Below are 15,956 nucleotides of genomic sequence, written 5' to 3'. Positions count from 1 at the left end.
GATGTTCGATTCGATGAGTCCCCAGTTCTTCAGCATCCACGAAAAAGGACTCAGCACCGCATCGTAGAGCATCAACCAGGCCAGGCTGGAGAGCGCAGTCGGTACGATCCACGGAAGCAGGAGAGCCGCGCGCAACACGTTTCGCAACGGAAACACCTGGTTCAAGAGGAGCGCCAGCAGCAGACCGAGCAACAACTTGAATGGTACCGTCACGAATCCATAAATGAAAGTGTTGATCACCGTCAACCGGAAGACGCTATCGTGCAGAAGCTCCCGATAATTCCGCAACCCGACGAATTCGCCACCCGGAAATCCGACCATCCGGTCGGTCAGTGAGATCCAGATTCCGAGGAAGAACGGATAACTCATGAACAGGAGCAAGATCAGCCAGCCGGGCGACATGAACAGGTAGGCGAGAACCGGCTCGCTGTCGAGCCACTGGCGCACTCGCTCCCGCATCGTCAACGGGAGTGCCTGGACAGCGGTCCTGGCTGGCGCAGTCGTCATGGGATTACTCCGATCCTCGTGACGGTGTCGGTGCATCAGTCAGGCTGGAGCAGTCGGCCGACTGCCCCAGCCTGGACTCGCTCATCGGCTATAGATCTTCTCCAATTCGCTGGCGCCCCACTGGATCGCTTCCTCGGCATTGCCGGATTGGATCGCGCGGGCGAACGTATCGACCACGACATACCGCGCGAACGCCTCGGCTGCTTTCTCGTTGCCCAACCCAGCGTAGCCTTTGTTGCGACCGTACTTGGCTGCTTCCACATAGGGCACGAGCTTCGGGTCAGCCTTGTAGTACGGGTCGTTCAAGTAGTACTGAGTCGGCGCCACCTGGTATCCCTGCTGGATCTCCAGCCACTTGCGGAACTGCTCGGGCGCCGTCCACCACTCGAGGAACGCCTTGGCGCCCGCAACGTTCTTCGAGTACTTGAGGATTCCGACCGACCAACTCCCCAAATTGTTGAAGCGGCCGGCTGGTCCCTTCGGATAGATATGGTGGATGATGTCCTCCGCGATGTCCGGCGCCTGTTTCTTGGCCGCGATGTAGATGCTGCTCCCGTTGAAGGTCCAGCCGATCTGTCCGGCTAGGAAAGCCCGGTTGTTGGTCGCATCGTCCCAGGACAATCCAGTTTCGTCGAACGCTTGCTTCCAATAGCTCAGCAAGAGCTTCATCCCCTCGACGAACTGCGGCTTGTTGAAGGCGACTGTCTTCCCGTCCGCTTCGACCTCCATTGCCCCGTAGGCCCACATGTAGGCATAGGCGAAGGACGGCGGGTCACCGGTCGAGTGACCGAACGCCTGTCCGAGCGGCATACCCAACTTCTTGAATTCCACGCCGATCTTGAAGAGGTCTTCCCAAGTGTCCGGCGGATTGTTCGGGTCTGGCCAGCCAGCCTTTTCCAGGAGGCTCTTCCGGAACACTTGTGCGCTCGTCGGAGAGCCGATCGGAATACTCAGCCACTGATCGCCGACCATGACGGTCTTCTTGACCCAATCGAAGTAGTCACCCTCACCTTTGATCCGCTTTTCGACGATGTCGGCGACATCCACCAGTGCGTCCTTATACAGGGACGGCCAAGTATCGAACATCCCGACGATGTCCGGTCCAGCACCTGCTTGGACAGCCGCGCTGATCTTGGGCTGGAGATCCGGCCAGTTGATGAAGTCGATCGTCGCCTCGACACCGGTTTCCTTCCCGAACTCCTGGAGCTGTTGCTTCATGAGATCCTGGGTCTCGGGAACGAAGAGGGTGCCGAAGAGGATGTTCAACTTCGTCCCCTTCAACACGACCGGAGTCGGTGTCGGCGGCGCGGCTAGCGTCGGGGTCGCAGCTGCCGCTGGCGTCGGGGTGGGTTGTGCCGCTGGAGCAGCCGTCGGAGTCGGTTGCGGTGCCGGTGTCGGCGTGGCCTGCTGCGCACAGGCCGCCAGTAACGCGCTCACTGCAGGCACCGCAGCACCGACCGCCAACCCCCGGAGCAGCCCCCGCCGCGTGAGCTTCGATCCGACCCGGTAGCCACGTGGTTCACCAGTCATCCCTGGACCTCCTCCTCGCTTCACCAGTAACCCACCCGCGCTGCCGTACGCTCGGTCGTTCGTCGTTTCATCCGTTGTCCGATATTCCGGACGCTCGGAGAAGACAACCGATTCGACCTCGCATCCCAGCAGCTCTGCCGAGAGGCTACGCGATCAGCAGTATGCCTGTCAAGAGGGTTCCTCGAAAGAGCCTCCACTCGTCATCGCCGGTCCAGTACGCTACGATGCATGAGCAGGTCGCGCACAGGGGAGGCTCTGCTATGCCCGTGCCCGCTTGGGAACCGACCGCAGCAGAGTTCAGCCGCAGCCGGCTGCAGCGTTTTCTCGCGCAGCTTGGGTTCCGCTCCGTAGACGAGCTCCGCCAGCATGCTGCCAACGACCCAGCCTGGTACTGGGACGCTGCGCTGCGCGCTCTGGATATCCGCTGGCTCAGGCCGCCCACTCAGATTCTCGACCTTTCGCATGGTCTACCCTGGGCGACCTTCTTCCCTGACGCTGTCTACAACTATGTCGCCGACACACTGGGCCGGTGGGGAACCGAGAGCCGTCCCGCTCTCATCTGGGAAGGCGATGACGGCTGCGCAGTCGTGCTCACTTTCCGCGACATCGCGACCGCCGTGCCCCGACTCGCCGCCGGTTTGTCCGCCCTGGGAGTTCGACCGGGCGACCGCGTCGGCCTCTTCCTCCCGATGATCCCCGAAACTGCTTTGGCCACGCTGGCGCTGGGCTGGCTCGGCGCGATCGTCGTTCCGGTCTTCTCCGGCTTCGGTTCCGAGGCGGTCGCGACCCGCTTGCGCGACGCCGAGGCGACGGTTTTGATCACCGCTGATGCTTTCCCGCGTCGAGGTCAACTCGTGCATCTCAAAGAGATCGCCGATCGCGCCGTCGCTGAGTGTCCCACGATCCAGCATGTCGTCGTGGTGCGGCGCAGCGGCACTCCTGTTTCCTGGACACCGAACCGCGATCGATGGTGGGACGACCTGGCAGACAACTCCTCCGAGGCGCTCCCCGCCACAGCTACTCCAGCCAACGCCCCCTTCATGCTCATCTATACTTCCGGCACCACCGGACGACCGAAGGGAACCGTTCACGTCCAGGCTGGTTTTCCTCTCAAAGCAGCCCATGACCTCGCCTTCTGCTTCGATGTCCAACCGTTCGATCGCGTCTTTTGGCTGACCGACATTGGCTGGATGATGGGCCCCTGGCTCATTCAAGGGACACTGCTCCTCGGTGCGACCATCGTCTTGTACGAGGGCACTCCTGATTGGCCAGTACCGGACCGACTGTGGCGCCTCGTCGCGACTCACCGCACCACGGTGCTCGGCCTCACACCGACGGTCGTTCGCGCACTCATGGCCCGCGGTGCTGCACCGACTGCACAGCACGATCTCTCGAGTCTGCGCGCCTTTGGGTCGACCGGTGAGCCCTGGAATCCGTCTCCCTGGTGGTGGCTCTTCGAAACCGTAGGGAACCGCCAACGTCCCATCATCAATTACACCGGTGGGACGGAGATCGGTGGTGGTATCCTCGCCTGCACCACTATCGAGCCGCAAGCCCCGTGTTCCTTCACGGGGCCAGTCCCCGGAATGGCTGCCGACGTCGTTGACGAGAATGGCCGACCAGTGCGCGGGCGCGTCGGAGAACTCGTCATTCGGCAACCGTGGGTCGGTATGACGCGCGGCTTCTGGCGCGATCCGGAGCGCTATCTCGCTACGTACTGGTCGCGCTGGCCTCACCTTTGGGTCCATGGCGACTGGGCACTCATCGACGATGGCTTTTGGTTCATCCTCGGACGATCGGACGACACGCTGAAAATCGCGGGAAAGCGTCTGGGACCGGCGGAAGTGGAATCGATCGCCGTCTCGCACCCAGCCATTCAAGAAGCAGCAGCGATCGGTATCCCCGATCCGGTGAAGGGGGAAGCGTTAGTCCTCTTCTGTGTGACTCGAAGCGGTATCCAACCGTCGGAACGACTCGCTGAGGAGATCAGCGATCTCATCGCTCAACAGCTCGGCAAACCGCTTCGGCCCCAGCGGGTGTACATCGTGCGCGACCTGCCTCGAACACGCAATGCCAAGATCATGCGTCGGGTGATCCGCGCTGCTTATCTCGGCCAAGATACGGGAGACGTTTCCGCGCTCGAGAATCCGGCGGCAGTCGCCGAGATCGCGGCGCTCGGACGAGCCGCCGGTGTCGAGGAGACAACGGAAGGGAAACATCCGTGAGCGAACGCCCACCGACGCTCGTTCGACATCGGCCACGCGGTCTCCTTCGCCTCGCTTTCAAGTTGCCGGTCTACCTGTATCGCGGACCGCTGGCGAGTCTCCTCGCCTGGCGGTGCGTGATCCTCCTCACCACCATCGGCCGCAAGACCGGCTTGCCTCGGCGCACGGCAGTCAGCGCGATGCGCTTGGATGACCGTTTCATCGTCTTCGCCGGCTTCGCGGGCGTACGCGCCGACTGGTACCGTAACCTGCTCGCGCACCCGGAGGTGATCGTGCGCGCCGGTCACCAGTGTTGGCGTGCCACGGCCCGAGTGGTGCTCGATCCGGCCGAGCGACGTGCCTTGATGGCACGGATGGCCGAGTACTCCCGACGCTGCGGCCCCCCGCTGGCCGTCCGCCCTCTGCTTCGCGTTTTGCACATCTTCGACTACGACGCCGAGATCGCTTTCGCTCTCGCCCACGCAGAAGAACTACCGGTCGTCGAACTTCGACCACACAGCCAGATACCTTGTTCATAGCTCGGTCGGTGAGAGTGACTGCGCGGCTGCGCTATGATTGAGTGCCGGTCCGGTTCCCCAACCCGGCGACCGGTTCGGCTATCCGGCAGCCTCCGGATAGTTAGGAGGGTAGCAGGATGACGAACCCGCTTCGACAACTCGCTCTCTTCGGTCAGAGTTTCTGGCTCGATTATTTGAGCCGTTCCTTGATTACCTCCGGCGAGTTGGCTCGACTGATCGAAGACGATGGGCTGAGCGGTGTGACGTCCAATCCCACGATCTTCGATAAGGCGATCGCGAGCACCGAAGAGTATGATGAGGAAATCGGCGAACTGGCCGCACGCGGACTCTCCGATGAGGCGATCTTCGAGGAACTCGCTGTCCACGACGTACAGAAAGCCTGTGACCTGTTGTGGCTCGTCTACGAGGCTTCCCAGGGTCAGGACGGCTTCGTTTCGCTGGAGTTACCACCGGCGCTCGCTGACGATACCGAGCGAACCATCGCGGAAGCCCGACGACTCTTTGCCAAGATCGACCGTCCCAACGCGATGATCAAGGTGCCGGGGACACCGGCTGGCATTCCCGCCATCGAGCAGTTGATCGCCGATGGTGTCAACGTCAATGTGACCCTGCTCTTCGCACTCGATACCTACGAGCGCGTGATGGAGGCGTACCTGCGCGGAATCGAGCGCCGTCTCGCAGCCGGGCAAGCAGTCGACCGCATCGCGTCAGTAGCCAGCTTCTTCGTCTCTCGCGTCGACACCGCGGTCGACCAGCAGTTGGACGCCTTGCTCGCGAGGGTGACGGATACCGAAGAGCGGGCACGCATCGAGTCCTTGAAGGGCAAGGCTGCGATCGCCAATGCCAAGCTGGCTTACCAGCGCTTCAAACGAGTGTTCCTGCAAGGAGAGCGATTCGCCCGCTTCCGCGAACGCGGTGCGCAGATCCAACGGATCCTGTGGGCCAGCACCTCCACCAAGAATCCGGCCTACTCCGACGTGATGTATGTCGAGCATCTGATCGGCCCCTATACCATCCAGACGATGGCTCCGGTGACCGTCGAGGCCTATCGCGACCACGGTAGACCGCGAGCCAACACGGTCGAGGAAGGCCTGGACGAAGCTGAACGCATTCTGGCCACCCTCGAGGAATTGGGAATCTCCTACCAAGAGATCACGCAGAGGCTCCAACGCGAGGGAGTGGAGTTGTTCCAAGCATCGTACGAAAGCGTCTTGCGTCGCATCGCTGAGCGGCGACGCAGCATCATCACGACGAGCGAACGCCTGGGCAGCGAACTCGCTCGCTACGGATCGGATATCGAGCGGACGATCGACGCACTCCTCGCAGCGGATACGGTGGAAAGGATCTGGCAACGCGACGCCAGTGTCTGGACCGACGATGCGAAACGGCAGCGGACGATCAGCCAGCGGCTCGGCTGGCTCTCCATCGCTGACCAAATGCGACGACACCTCCAAGAGTTGGAGAGTTTTCGGCAAGAGATCCGCGAACGCCGCTACACGCATCTGCTTTTGCTCGGCATGGGTGGCAGTAGTCTCGCGCCCGAGGTGTTCCAGCGTGTGTTCGGCCACGATGCCGAGCACCCCGAGCTCCTCGTTCTCGACACGACCAATCCTGACACCATTCGCCGGCATCGCGAACGCCTCGACCTCGCCCGTACGCTCCTCCTGGTCAGTTCCAAGTCGGGAACGACGCTGGAGACGGTGAGCCTGGCTGCCTATTGGTTCGCCGAGTTCGAGCGCGAATTGGGCGAGCGTGCCGGCCAGCATCTGGTCGTCATCACCGATCCCGGTACACCGCTCGAGGACTGGGCACGCAGCCGGCAAGCCTGGCGCATCTTCCTCAACCCACCGGACATCGGTGGTCGTTATAGTGCACTGTCCTTCTTCGGCCTCGTGCCAGCAGCGGCGATCGGTTTGCCTCTCGCAGCACTGCTGGATCCCGTTCCGGCTATGGCAGAGCGCCTCCGCCGCTCCACACCGGAGAATCCTGGCCTCTGGCTCGGAGCCACCCTCGGCACACTGGCGCAGCTCGGGCGCGACAAGGTCACGTTCGTGCTCGAACCAGCCGTCGCCCCGTTGGCTGATTGGTTGGAACAGCTGATCGCGGAGAGTACCGGCAAGCAAGCGACTGGGCTCATCCCAGTTATTCATGAACCCCACCTCGCTCCCGAGCAGTACAGCAACGACCGCGTCTTCGTGACCTTGGATCTGGCCTTGCAGCCGCACACTCCGACGGAAGCCCTGCTCAAGGCGATCGAGACGCTCGGTCATCCCGTCGTCCGCACGCGATTCTGGAACCTCTGGGAACTCGGTGCCGAGATGTTGCGGTGGGAGTTCGCCATCGCTGTTGCCGGGAAAGTCCTCGGCATCGACCCCTTCGACGAGCCGGATGTCCAGGCAGCCAAGGATCGAACCGCACGGTTGCTCGCTCATTATCAGCAAACCGGTGAACTCGTCCGGCCACCGGCCGCATTCAGTGAGGGCTCGCTCGTGGTCGGAGGCACCGAAGCCAGCGACCTGCGCAGTGCGCTCACCGATCTCATCGGTCGTCTGCCGCCGGCCGGCTACCTCGGCCTTCTCGCTTTCATCGACCCGACACCCGATGCCCTCGAGCGGCTCCATGCCATCCGTCAACTCCTGGCTGAACGCCTCCGCATCCCGACCGTCCTCGGAATCGGACCGCGCTATCTCCATTCGACCGGTCAGCTCTTCAAGGGTGGTCCGAACACCGGTGCTTTCATCCAACTCGTGAGCGAACCGGCGAACGATCTCCCCGTGCCAGGCCAGCGCTACAGTTTTCGCACCATGTTCCTGGCTCAGGCATACGGCGACTACGAAGAACTGGTGAGTCGGGGACGGCCGGTTCTCCAGATCACCGTGCGGGACGATGCACTGAAAGCGTTGGAGCAACTCGAGCAAGCGCTCGTCGTGACGGTGCACTGAGATGCAAGACAGAGGAGCGAGCGATGGAACTCGCCATCGTGGGACTCGGTCGAATGGGTAGCAACATGGCCCGCCGCTTGCTCCGCGGCGGCCACCGGGTGGTGGCCTACAATCGAAGCCCCGAGCCGATCGCTGTCTTGGAGCAGGAGGGAGCGATCGGTGTCTACACGCCAGAAGACGTCGTTCGAGCGCTGACACCGCCACGCGTCGTCTGGCTGATGCTGCCCGCCGGCGACCCCACTGAACAGATGCTCTGGCACTTCGCTGGCCTTTTGCAACCCGGGGATATCCTCGTCGATGGTGGAAACACCTATTGGAAAGACTCGGTTCGGCGCGCAGCAGCACTGCAGGAGCGCGGTATCCGGTTCCTGGACATCGGAACGAGTGGGGGAATCTGGGGACTCGAGTACGGGTACTGTCTCATGATCGGCGGTGACGAGTCCGCCTTTCGTCACCTCGAGCCGGCGCTCGTCACGCTGGCTCCCGAGGACGGCTACCGGTATCTCGGACCCGCCGGAGCCGGTCATTTCGCCAAGATGGTACACAACGGAATCGAGTATGGTCTCATGCAGGCCTATGCCGAGGGCTTCGAGATCCTCGAACGATCCCCCTATCGGTACGATCTCGCCGAACTGGCAGCACTGTGGAATCGCGGCAGTGTCATCCGCTCCTGGCTATTGGAACTGAGCGAGCGGGCCTTCCGCCGAGACCCGTCGCTCGCCACGATCCGCGGTTACGTCGAAGACTCCGGCGAGGGACGCTGGACCGTTCTGACCGCGATCGAAGAGGACGTGCCTGCACCAGTGATCACTCTCTCGCTCCAAATGCGCTTCCGCTCGCGTCAGGAAGATTCTTTCGCCGCAAAGGTCGTCGCAGCCCTCCGTCGCGAGTTCGGTGGACACGCTGTCAAAGCAGCTGAGCACGAGTCGTCTGGAGCGAGTCCATGACCATCACGACAGCGCAGAATCCGCTCCGCGAAGGTCTCCGCTTCGAGCGATTGCCGGACCCGTGTATCATGGTCATCTTCGGGGCATCGGGCGACCTCACCCATCGCAAGCTCATCCCAGCACTGTATAACCTGGCTTATGACGGGCTGCTCCCACCGGGCTTCTCGGTCGTCGGCTATGCCCGCCGACCGTACACGGACGAGGAGTTCCGGCAGGAGATGCGCGCTGCCGTCGAGCGCTTCTCGCGTCGGCAGCCGATCGATCCGGATGTTTGGGAAACCTTCGCCCAAGGTCTCTTCTATTTCGCGGCCGACTTCCACGACGCATCGGCCTACCCCAAGCTCGGTGAGCTGCTGGAGCGGATCGATCGCGATCGGGGAACAGTTGGTAACCGGATCTACTATCTGGCGACCCCCCCTGACGCCTACGAGACGATCACGCAACTGCTCGGGGAAAATGGCCTCTCTCGCCCGAACCGACCGGAAAGCTGGGTTCGGCTGATCGTCGAGAAGCCTTTCGGACACGATTTGGAGAGTGCGATCGCGCTCAACGAGCATCTCCTGCGGTACTTCCGCGAGGATCAGATCTACCGAATCGATCACTATCTCGGCAAGGAGACAGTCCAAAATATTCTGGCGCTCCGCTTCGCCAACGGCATCTTCGAGCCGATCTGGAACCGCAACTACATCGATCATGTGCAGATCACCGTCGCCGAGACGATCGGCATCGAAGGTCGAGGAGGGTACTACGACCGGGCTGGTGCGTTGCGCGACATGGTCCAAAACCATATGCTCCAGCTTCTGAGCGTCGTCGCCATGGAACCACCGATCGCGTTCGAAGCCGACCCCGTCCGCGACGAGAAGGTCAAAGCACTGCGTGCCATTCGGCCGATCCGCCCGGAGGAGGTGAACGAACTCACGGTGCGGGGGCAATACGGGCCCGGATTCATCGCCGGTCGTCCGGTACCAGGCTACCGCGAAGAGCCGCGGGTCGCGCCGAACTCGTTGACCGAGACCTATGTCGCCCTCAAGCTCTTCATCGACAACTGGCGCTGGGCCGACGTTCCCTTCTACTTGCGCACTGGGAAGCGTCTGCCACGTCGCGTGACCGAAATCGCTATCCAGTTCAAGCGAGTACCCCATCCCTTGTTCAAGGGTATGATCACCGCAGGCGTCGAGCCGAACTGGCTGATCATCCGCATTCAGCCCGACGAGGGTGTCTCACTGAACATCGCCGCCAAGGTTCCCGGTCCACGGATCCGCTTGCGAACGGTCACGATGGGGTTTCTCTACGGGACCTCGTTCCTGGTACCGACACCGGACGCCTACGAGCGGCTCCTGCTCGACTGTATGCTCGGCGATTCCACGCTCTTCACGCGGCGGGACGAGACGGAGGCCGCCTGGGTGCCGATTACGCAGATCCTCCGTGGGTGGGCAGAAGCCCCTCCGCCGGAGTTTCCCAATTACGATGCTGGAACGTGGGGACCGCCCGAAGCTGAGCAGTTCATTGCCCGAGACGGTCGCCGTTGGCGACGTCCTTAGTCGTGTCCCGGCGCGGAGGTGCGCTGTGTCTACCGTTCCCCCACCGACACTTCCTTTCGATATCGATGCCATCGAGCGCGAGCTCGCTCGTCTCTGGCAGTCCGCACCACTGTCCTATCGCCGGAACGAGCTCGCCCTCAGCCGCACCAGTGTCCTGACCCTTTTCGTGCACGCTCCCGATGTGGAACGAGCAGAGTGGGCACGCGACATCATCTCGCGACTCTCGACGCACCACCCGTCGCGCGTCGTGATGCTGGTCGCCGTCCCGCGCGAACACTTGACCGAACCAGCGATCAGTATCCAGTGCAACCTCGGGTTAGCCGAGCGGTACGCACCATGCTACGAGCAGATCACCATCACCCTGCCGGTCGATCATCTCGTCCTACTCCCGAGCGTCCTCATGGCGCTCGCCTTACCTGACCTCCCAGCATTTCTCTGGTGGTTGGGACCGCTTCCCTGTCACGAGCGACGGTTCATTCCGGTCACGCGGGCGGTCGATCGTCTGATTTTCGATTCCCTGGAAAGTCGTCACCCGTTGGAGGATCTCATCGCCACGCGTCGGCTCGTTCAACAGGTCTCGCGCACCACAGCCGTTTCCGATCTGAACTGGGCACGACTGGGGCCATGGCAGGAAACGACCGCCCGGATGTTCGATATCGAGCACTGCCGCTGGGCCCTCGAGGCGATCACGACCGTCGAAGTGCACTACGGGCACTGGCCAGAGCGCAGCGTGCGCAACCCGACTCAGGCTTTGCTCTACCTCGGCTGGCTGGCCAGCCGTCTCGGTTGGCGTTCGACCACCGTGCTCCCGGAGGGCGAAGGCTGGGCCTTTTCTTGCCGCGCACCTGGCCAGCGCTCGATCGCGTGCACGATCCTGCCGGAAGACTGTGCGCAACCGTTTCACGGTCAGGTGCTTCGGGCTCGGTTCGTCGCGCAACATGACCAGGACGCCGCGAGCTTTTCGATCGAGCTAAGCGGGCAAAATGGTGCCACGGTTCGCCTCCGGGCACACGACCGCAACCACTGTCTATTGGAACACGCGTTCCATCACAACTTGCTCGAGATGCAGCGACTCCTCATCGGAGAACTCCAGGAGACTGGGCCGGATTGGCTCTACGAGCAGGCGCTCGACGAAGCAACGGGCTTCGCGGTTGAGATCCGCAAACTGGCCAAAACCTGAGTGAGGAACCGCATGACGTGCCGTGTACAGGTATCCGAGACGACCGAAGAAGCAGTCAGGCAGGCCGCAGACGCGATCGTGCGCATCCTTCGGGATGCTATCGAGGAGCGCGGCTGGACCAGCCTGGCCTTGGCCGGTGGACGAACACCTCGCCCGCTCTACCTGCAGCTCGCCCAGCCTCCGTACCGCACGGCCGTCCAGTGGGAACGTGTCGAATGGTTCTGGAGCGACGAGCGCCCCGTACCACCGGATCATCCAGACAGCAATTACCGGCTCGCAGCCGAAACGCTCTTTGCTGAGCTCGCTCCCCCGGCATCGCGCATCCACCGCATCTTGACCGAACTCGATCCTCGCGAAGCTGCTTGCCGGTACGAGGCGACGATCCGGAGCGTCTTCCGAGTCGGTCCGCCCGCGATTCCGCGCTTCGATCTCATCCTCCTGGGAATGGGTGCCGATGGGCACATCGCCTCGCTCTTCCCGGGAACGGCGGCGCTCGAGGAACAGGATCGGCTCGTCGTCGCCAACGAGGTACCGCAGTTGCAGACGACACGCTTGACCTTCACACCGCCCCTCCTCCGCGCTGCCAGGGCTATCCTGGTCCTGGTCACGGGAGAAGAGAAGGCTCCGGCCGTGCGGGATGCGCTCGAGGGACCGCTGGATCCCCAACGCCTCCCGGCTCACCTGCTTCGCCAGGCGGAAGGCCAGGTGCTCTGGATCCTCGATCGAGCGGCTGCCAGCCAATTAGCCGGTCACTACGGTCGTCGCGGTTCTTCACAGCCGAGCGCCGATCGCGGCTAGCCAACTCGCAGTTCCGTCCAAATCCGGTCGTACTTTACGTAATCAGGACCGAGATCTTTGAACCATTGCAAACGCTTCCACGTCGTGTCGTCGAGATAGACCGCCGGATCGCTCACGAGATTCGGGTCGAGCAATCCCTGCTCGCGGGCTGTCCGGTTCGGGCTCGCGTACCCAACGTAGGTCGCATTGCGAGCCGCGATTTCCGGCCAACAGAGATAATCGATGAACACCATCGCGGCATAGCGATGCGGCGCTCCCTTCACGACGCACAGGTTGTCCTGCCACACAGCACACCCCTCTTTGGGGATGACGTACCGGATCGTTGGTCGCTCTCGCTTGGCCAGGATCGCCTGCCCCGTCCAGCAATGTGCGATCACTGCTTCGCCAGCGATCACGAGTTCGTCGTTGTTCTCGCTCGTGTACGTGAGGACGAACGGCTTCTGCGCCTTGAGAACTTCGAGGGCTCGCTGCAGAGCCTCGTCGCTCGTCTCGTTCAGCGGATATCCGAGCCACAAGAGCGCCGCCGCGATCGTCTCGCGGTAGTAGCCGTGCATGACGATCTTGCCGCGCGCCGCCTCGGCCGGCTCGAAAAGTGCTGACCAACTGTCCAGGTCTGGACCGAGCACAGCGGTGTCGTACGCGTAACCGGACGTTCCCCAGAAGTACGGCACGCTGTAACGGTTTCCTGGATCATAAGGGCCGTTGAGATTGTTGGGATCCAAGTGCTCGATCGCGCGCACGACGGAGCGGTCGAGCGGTTCGAGAAGGCCGAGGCCGATCAAAATCTGCACCGCATAGTCGGTCGGCACGACGATATCGTACGCAATACCACCCTGCTGCAGCTTGGCGATCGCCTGTTCGTTGGTGTCGTACGTATCGATCGTCACCTTGACACCGGTTAGCCGTTCGAAGTCGCTTAGGACATCCGGATCGATGTAGTCGCCCCAGTTGAAGACAAACAGTTCCCCCTCCAAGCGCGCCCGGTCCACGTAGGCTGGTAACTGTAAGCCGGAGGATGGAACCACTGTTGGGACGGGTGCCGCGGCAGGAGAGGAGCGGGGAGCCGCACTTTCGGGTTCACCGCTTCGGCAGCTCAGTGCGAGCGGACTTCCCATCGCGAGTGCCCCGAGCAACCGGAGCAGCGCTCGTCGACTGTAAACGCGACCGTTGCTCATGTTCCCCTCCACTGCGGAATTTTCCCGACCGTTTCTATCCTCTGGTTCGGTATGCTATGCACGCGATGCGAAAGTCGCATCGTCGAACGAGAAAGGGCCGACTCGATGGAAACCTGGCTACCGATCGTCAACACCGCACTCATCGCGCTCAGTGGAGTGAGCGTGCTCATAGGCTATATCGCGGTGCGCCTGCGTCGAATTCAGTTCCACCACCGTGCGATGCTGGTCGGCACGGTGTTTGCCGCATTATTCCTGATCGTCTACGTGCTGCGCTACTTCCTGCTCGGCACCAAGCTCTATACGGGAGAGGGTTGGGTTCGACTCGTCTACTTCGCCATTTTGATTTCCCACACGATTCTCGCCATCATCCTCGGCCCACTCGTCCTGGTTACCCTCGGTCGGGCATTCCGCCGACAGTTCAGCCGACACCGCGCGATCGCCCGCTTGACTCTGCCCATTTGGCTCTACGTCGCCGTGACCGGCTGGATCATTTTTGCGATGCTGTACGGACTTTAGGTGAAGCATGAAGACTCCTTCCCTGCTGCTCATTCTCGATGGTTTCGATCCGAGTTACGTTGAGATCGCATCGCCACCTCATCTCGACGCGCTTCGTCATCACAGCTCATTCGCGTTGGTCGAGGCAGTCTTGCCGACCGTCACGAACGTGAACCATGCTGCGATCATCACGGGCCAGTTTCCCGAGCGAACTGGCATTGCCAGCAATTTTCGTTTCGACCCGAACACCGGTCGTGGTGAGTTCATCGAGTCCAGCGAAGCTCTGCGATGCCCGACCGTGCTGGAGAGCATCGCTGCGCGGGGCGGTAAGACAGCCCTGCTCACCTCGAAGCGCAAGCTGCTTCGTTTTCTTGGTCGGGGAGCCCACTTCGCAGTCGCTGCGGAAGAGCCACCCCGCGAATTCGTCCAGAGACTGGGAACCCCACCCCCGATCTACTCCGACCGAATCGACGATTGGACACTCCGTGCGCTCCTCCATCTCGTTCGGACAGAACACCCGGATGTGGTCTATTGCACGACGACCGATTACGTCACGCACCGCTGGCCCCCCGATGCGGGCGAGGCTATCGCTTATGTCCGGGGGATCGACCAGCGGATCGGAGAACTGCTCGAACTCGCTCACGACTACCGTATCGTGATCACGGCCGACCATGGCATGCGAGCGAAGACCCGCGCTGTCGACCTCGTTGCTGCGCTGGCCGCTGCCGGTATCCGGGCGACCTTCGTTCCGCCGATCAAGGATCGCTATGTCGTCCATCACCAGAACATGGGAGGATCCGGTTACGTCTTTCTCCATTCCGGTTCGGTGAAGCACGCTCGGACAGTCTTGGCACGGCTTCCGGGCGTTCTCGCTGTGGAAGAACGGGAAACAGCCGCGCAGCTCTTCCGGTTGCCCCTCGATGCCATCGGCGATCTGTTCGTCCTCGCGGACGAGGCGACAGTCTTTGCGCCCTCAGGGGTGTTCAGTGACATCGTGACACCGGTCAGTCTCCGCTCGCACGGGAGCCAGCACGAGCGGACAGTCCCGATGTGGGGTGCTGGGGTCGACGTGAGGAGCGCCCGCTGGAACTTGGACGCCTCTCGCCTTCTCGGTCTCGTTCCGGAGGAGAGGACATGATCGACACGAGCGCCACACCTGCTCGTACCGAGCAACCAGCCACCGAATACGCTGTCATCGTCGATGGACTCGTCAAGGAGTACGAAGGTCGTCGCGTCGTCGATGGATTGAGCTTCGCCATCCGGCGCGGTGAGGTCTTCGCCCTGCTCGGACCGAACGGAGCGGGAAAGACGACGACGATCGAAATTCTGGAAGGTTACCGGCGCCCCGATGCAGGCCGGGTGCGCGTGCTGGGCCTGGATCCCTGGCGCGACAGCGATCGATTGAAGCCGCGTATCGGCGTGATGCTCCAGAGTGGAGGCATCTATCCGACGGCGACGCCGCGCGAACTGCTGGAACTGTTCGCAGCTTTTTACCCGGACCCGCTCGATCCCCGCGAACTCTTGCGTCTGGTCGGGCTGGAGGAGGTGAGCCGGGTCCGCTATCGTCGCCTCTCCGGTGGACAACAGCGCCGTCTGGCACTTGCGCTGGCTCTCGTGGGGCAACCGGAACTGCTCTTCCTCGACGAGCCGACGACCGGTATGGATCCGCAGGCACGGCGATTGACCTGGTCGCTCATCGAGTCGCTCAAGGCACGCGGTATCACGATCCTGCTGACGACGCATTTTCTAGAGGAGGCTGAGCGACTGGCGGATCGGGTCGCCATCATCGACCACGGTCAGCTCGTCACCTCGGGAACGCCGCGCGAACTCATGCATCACGACGCTGACTCGTTGACGATCGCGGCAACGACTCCGCTCGATCTGACAGAACTAGCCCGACTGAGGACAGTCGACGAAGCACGACGACTAGCCGACGGACGCGTCGTGCTCACGACAACGCAGCCGCTGGAGACACTGGTCGAGCTCGCGATCTGGGCGCGCGACCGCGGTATCCTCCTCACCGAAATCCGCGTGGGGCAGCAGTCGCTCGAAGACGTTTTCTTACGACTCACCGGGACCGATGTGAGGGAGTGATCGC

The 15,956-nt window shown here is 62.3% G+C and carries 13 protein-coding genes; 10 read left to right on the top strand and 3 right to left on the bottom strand.

Features of this window, described 5'->3' with window-relative positions; genetic code table 11:
* A partial coding sequence (locus tag ACWIVK_RS03650) for a carbohydrate ABC transporter permease (protein WP_448575200.1) occupies positions 1-507 on the bottom strand: 507 nt, incomplete at its 3' end.
* Between the two features lie 81 nt (positions 508-588).
* Positions 589-2,037 carry an ABC transporter substrate-binding protein gene (locus ACWIVK_RS03645; protein WP_448575198.1) on the bottom strand — a complete coding sequence of 483 codons (1,449 nt, stop codon included), beginning with the start codon at positions 2,035-2,037 and terminating at the stop codon, positions 589-591.
* 260 nt (positions 2,038-2,297) lie between these two features.
* On the opposite strand from ACWIVK_RS03645, the gene ACWIVK_RS03640 reads away from it, so the two are divergent.
* The 7 genes from ACWIVK_RS03640 (at position 2,298) to pgl (ending at position 12,188) form a co-directional block, all read left to right on the top strand.
* On the top strand, positions 2,298-4,262 hold the full coding sequence (locus ACWIVK_RS03640) for an AMP-binding protein (RefSeq protein ID WP_448575197.1): 1,965 nt from the start codon (positions 2,298-2,300) through the stop codon (positions 4,260-4,262).
* On the top strand, positions 4,259-4,780 hold the full coding sequence (locus ACWIVK_RS03635; protein ID WP_448575196.1) for a nitroreductase family deazaflavin-dependent oxidoreductase: 522 nt from the start codon (positions 4,259-4,261) through the stop codon (positions 4,778-4,780). Before ACWIVK_RS03640 ends, ACWIVK_RS03635 begins: the two co-directional genes overlap by 4 nt.
* A 116-nt stretch (positions 4,781-4,896) precedes the next feature.
* Positions 4,897-7,722 carry a bifunctional transaldolase/phosoglucose isomerase gene (locus ACWIVK_RS03630; protein WP_448575195.1) on the top strand — a complete coding sequence of 942 codons (2,826 nt, stop codon included), beginning with the start codon at positions 4,897-4,899 and terminating at the stop codon, positions 7,720-7,722.
* The gene (gene gnd / locus ACWIVK_RS03625; protein ID WP_448575202.1) at positions 7,719-8,669 is read left to right on the top strand and encodes a phosphogluconate dehydrogenase (NAD(+)-dependent, decarboxylating); all 951 of its coding nucleotides are present in this window, start codon (positions 7,719-7,721) and stop codon (positions 8,667-8,669) included. The genes ACWIVK_RS03630 and gnd overlap by 4 nt, the downstream gene beginning before the upstream one ends.
* Entirely contained in the window at positions 8,666-10,210 is a 1,545-nt protein-coding gene (gene zwf / locus ACWIVK_RS03620; RefSeq protein ID WP_448575194.1) for a glucose-6-phosphate dehydrogenase, read from the top strand. The genes gnd and zwf overlap by 4 nt, the downstream gene beginning before the upstream one ends.
* A 25-nt stretch (positions 10,211-10,235) precedes the next feature.
* Positions 10,236-11,390 (top strand): glucose-6-phosphate dehydrogenase assembly protein OpcA, encoded by a 1,155-nt coding sequence (locus ACWIVK_RS03615; RefSeq protein WP_448575193.1) that lies wholly within the window; start codon positions 10,236-10,238, stop codon positions 11,388-11,390.
* A 12-nt stretch (positions 11,391-11,402) separates the two neighbouring features.
* Complete coding sequence (gene pgl / locus ACWIVK_RS03610) at positions 11,403-12,188, top strand: 6-phosphogluconolactonase (RefSeq protein WP_448575192.1); 786 nt, start codon at positions 11,403-11,405, stop codon at positions 12,186-12,188.
* Here the strand turns inward: pgl and ACWIVK_RS03605 are convergent.
* Positions 12,185-13,363, bottom strand: a complete 1,179-nt coding sequence (locus ACWIVK_RS03605) for a polyamine ABC transporter substrate-binding protein (protein WP_448575191.1) — start codon at positions 13,361-13,363, stop codon at positions 12,185-12,187. The two genes, pgl and ACWIVK_RS03605, sit on opposite strands and share 4 nt — an antisense overlap.
* A gap of 105 nt (positions 13,364-13,468) precedes the next feature.
* On the opposite strand from ACWIVK_RS03605, the gene ACWIVK_RS03600 reads away from it, so the two are divergent.
* From ACWIVK_RS03600 to ACWIVK_RS03590, 3 genes are read left to right on the top strand one after another with little or no spacing between them, the layout of a single operon-like run.
* Positions 13,469-13,879: a DUF420 domain-containing protein gene (locus tag ACWIVK_RS03600; RefSeq protein ID WP_448575190.1), complete on the top strand. Its 411-nt coding sequence runs from the start codon at positions 13,469-13,471 to the stop codon at positions 13,877-13,879.
* Positions 13,880-13,886: 7 nt separating this feature from the next.
* Complete coding sequence (locus ACWIVK_RS03595; RefSeq protein WP_448575189.1) at positions 13,887-14,996, top strand: alkaline phosphatase family protein; 1,110 nt, start codon at positions 13,887-13,889, stop codon at positions 14,994-14,996.
* The gene (locus ACWIVK_RS03590) at positions 14,993-15,952 is read left to right on the top strand and encodes an ABC transporter ATP-binding protein (RefSeq protein WP_448575188.1); all 960 of its coding nucleotides are present in this window, start codon (positions 14,993-14,995) and stop codon (positions 15,950-15,952) included. Before ACWIVK_RS03595 ends, ACWIVK_RS03590 begins: the two co-directional genes overlap by 4 nt.
* The last annotated feature ends 4 nt before the right edge of the window (positions 15,953-15,956 follow it).

The organism is Thermomicrobium sp. (assembly GCF_053493975.1).
The sequence above is the reverse complement of the archived record's forward strand: the minus strand, read 5'-3'. Positions and strand labels throughout refer to the sequence as shown.

What these genes read in the sequence shown, in the direction of transcription:
- ACWIVK_RS03645 (WP_448575198.1), bottom strand. Translation starts at nt 2,037, where the DNA reads ATGACTGGTGAACCACGTGGCTACCGGGTCGGATCGAAGCTCACGCGG.
- ACWIVK_RS03640 (WP_448575197.1), top strand. Translation starts at nt 2,298, where the DNA reads ATGCCCGTGCCCGCTTGGGAACCGACCGCAGCAGAGTTCAGCCGCAGC.
- ACWIVK_RS03630 (WP_448575195.1), top strand. Translation starts at nt 4,897, where the DNA reads ATGACGAACCCGCTTCGACAACTCGCTCTCTTCGGTCAGAGTTTCTGG.
- zwf (WP_448575194.1), top strand. Translation starts at nt 8,666, where the DNA reads ATGACCATCACGACAGCGCAGAATCCGCTCCGCGAAGGTCTCCGCTTC.
- pgl (WP_448575192.1), top strand. Translation starts at nt 11,403, where the DNA reads ATGACGTGCCGTGTACAGGTATCCGAGACGACCGAAGAAGCAGTCAGG.
- ACWIVK_RS03605 (WP_448575191.1), bottom strand. Translation starts at nt 13,363, where the DNA reads ATGAGCAACGGTCGCGTTTACAGTCGACGAGCGCTGCTCCGGTTGCTC.
- ACWIVK_RS03600 (WP_448575190.1), top strand. Translation starts at nt 13,469, where the DNA reads ATGGAAACCTGGCTACCGATCGTCAACACCGCACTCATCGCGCTCAGT.
- ACWIVK_RS03595 (WP_448575189.1), top strand. Translation starts at nt 13,887, where the DNA reads ATGAAGACTCCTTCCCTGCTGCTCATTCTCGATGGTTTCGATCCGAGT.
- ACWIVK_RS03590 (WP_448575188.1), top strand. Translation starts at nt 14,993, where the DNA reads ATGATCGACACGAGCGCCACACCTGCTCGTACCGAGCAACCAGCCACC.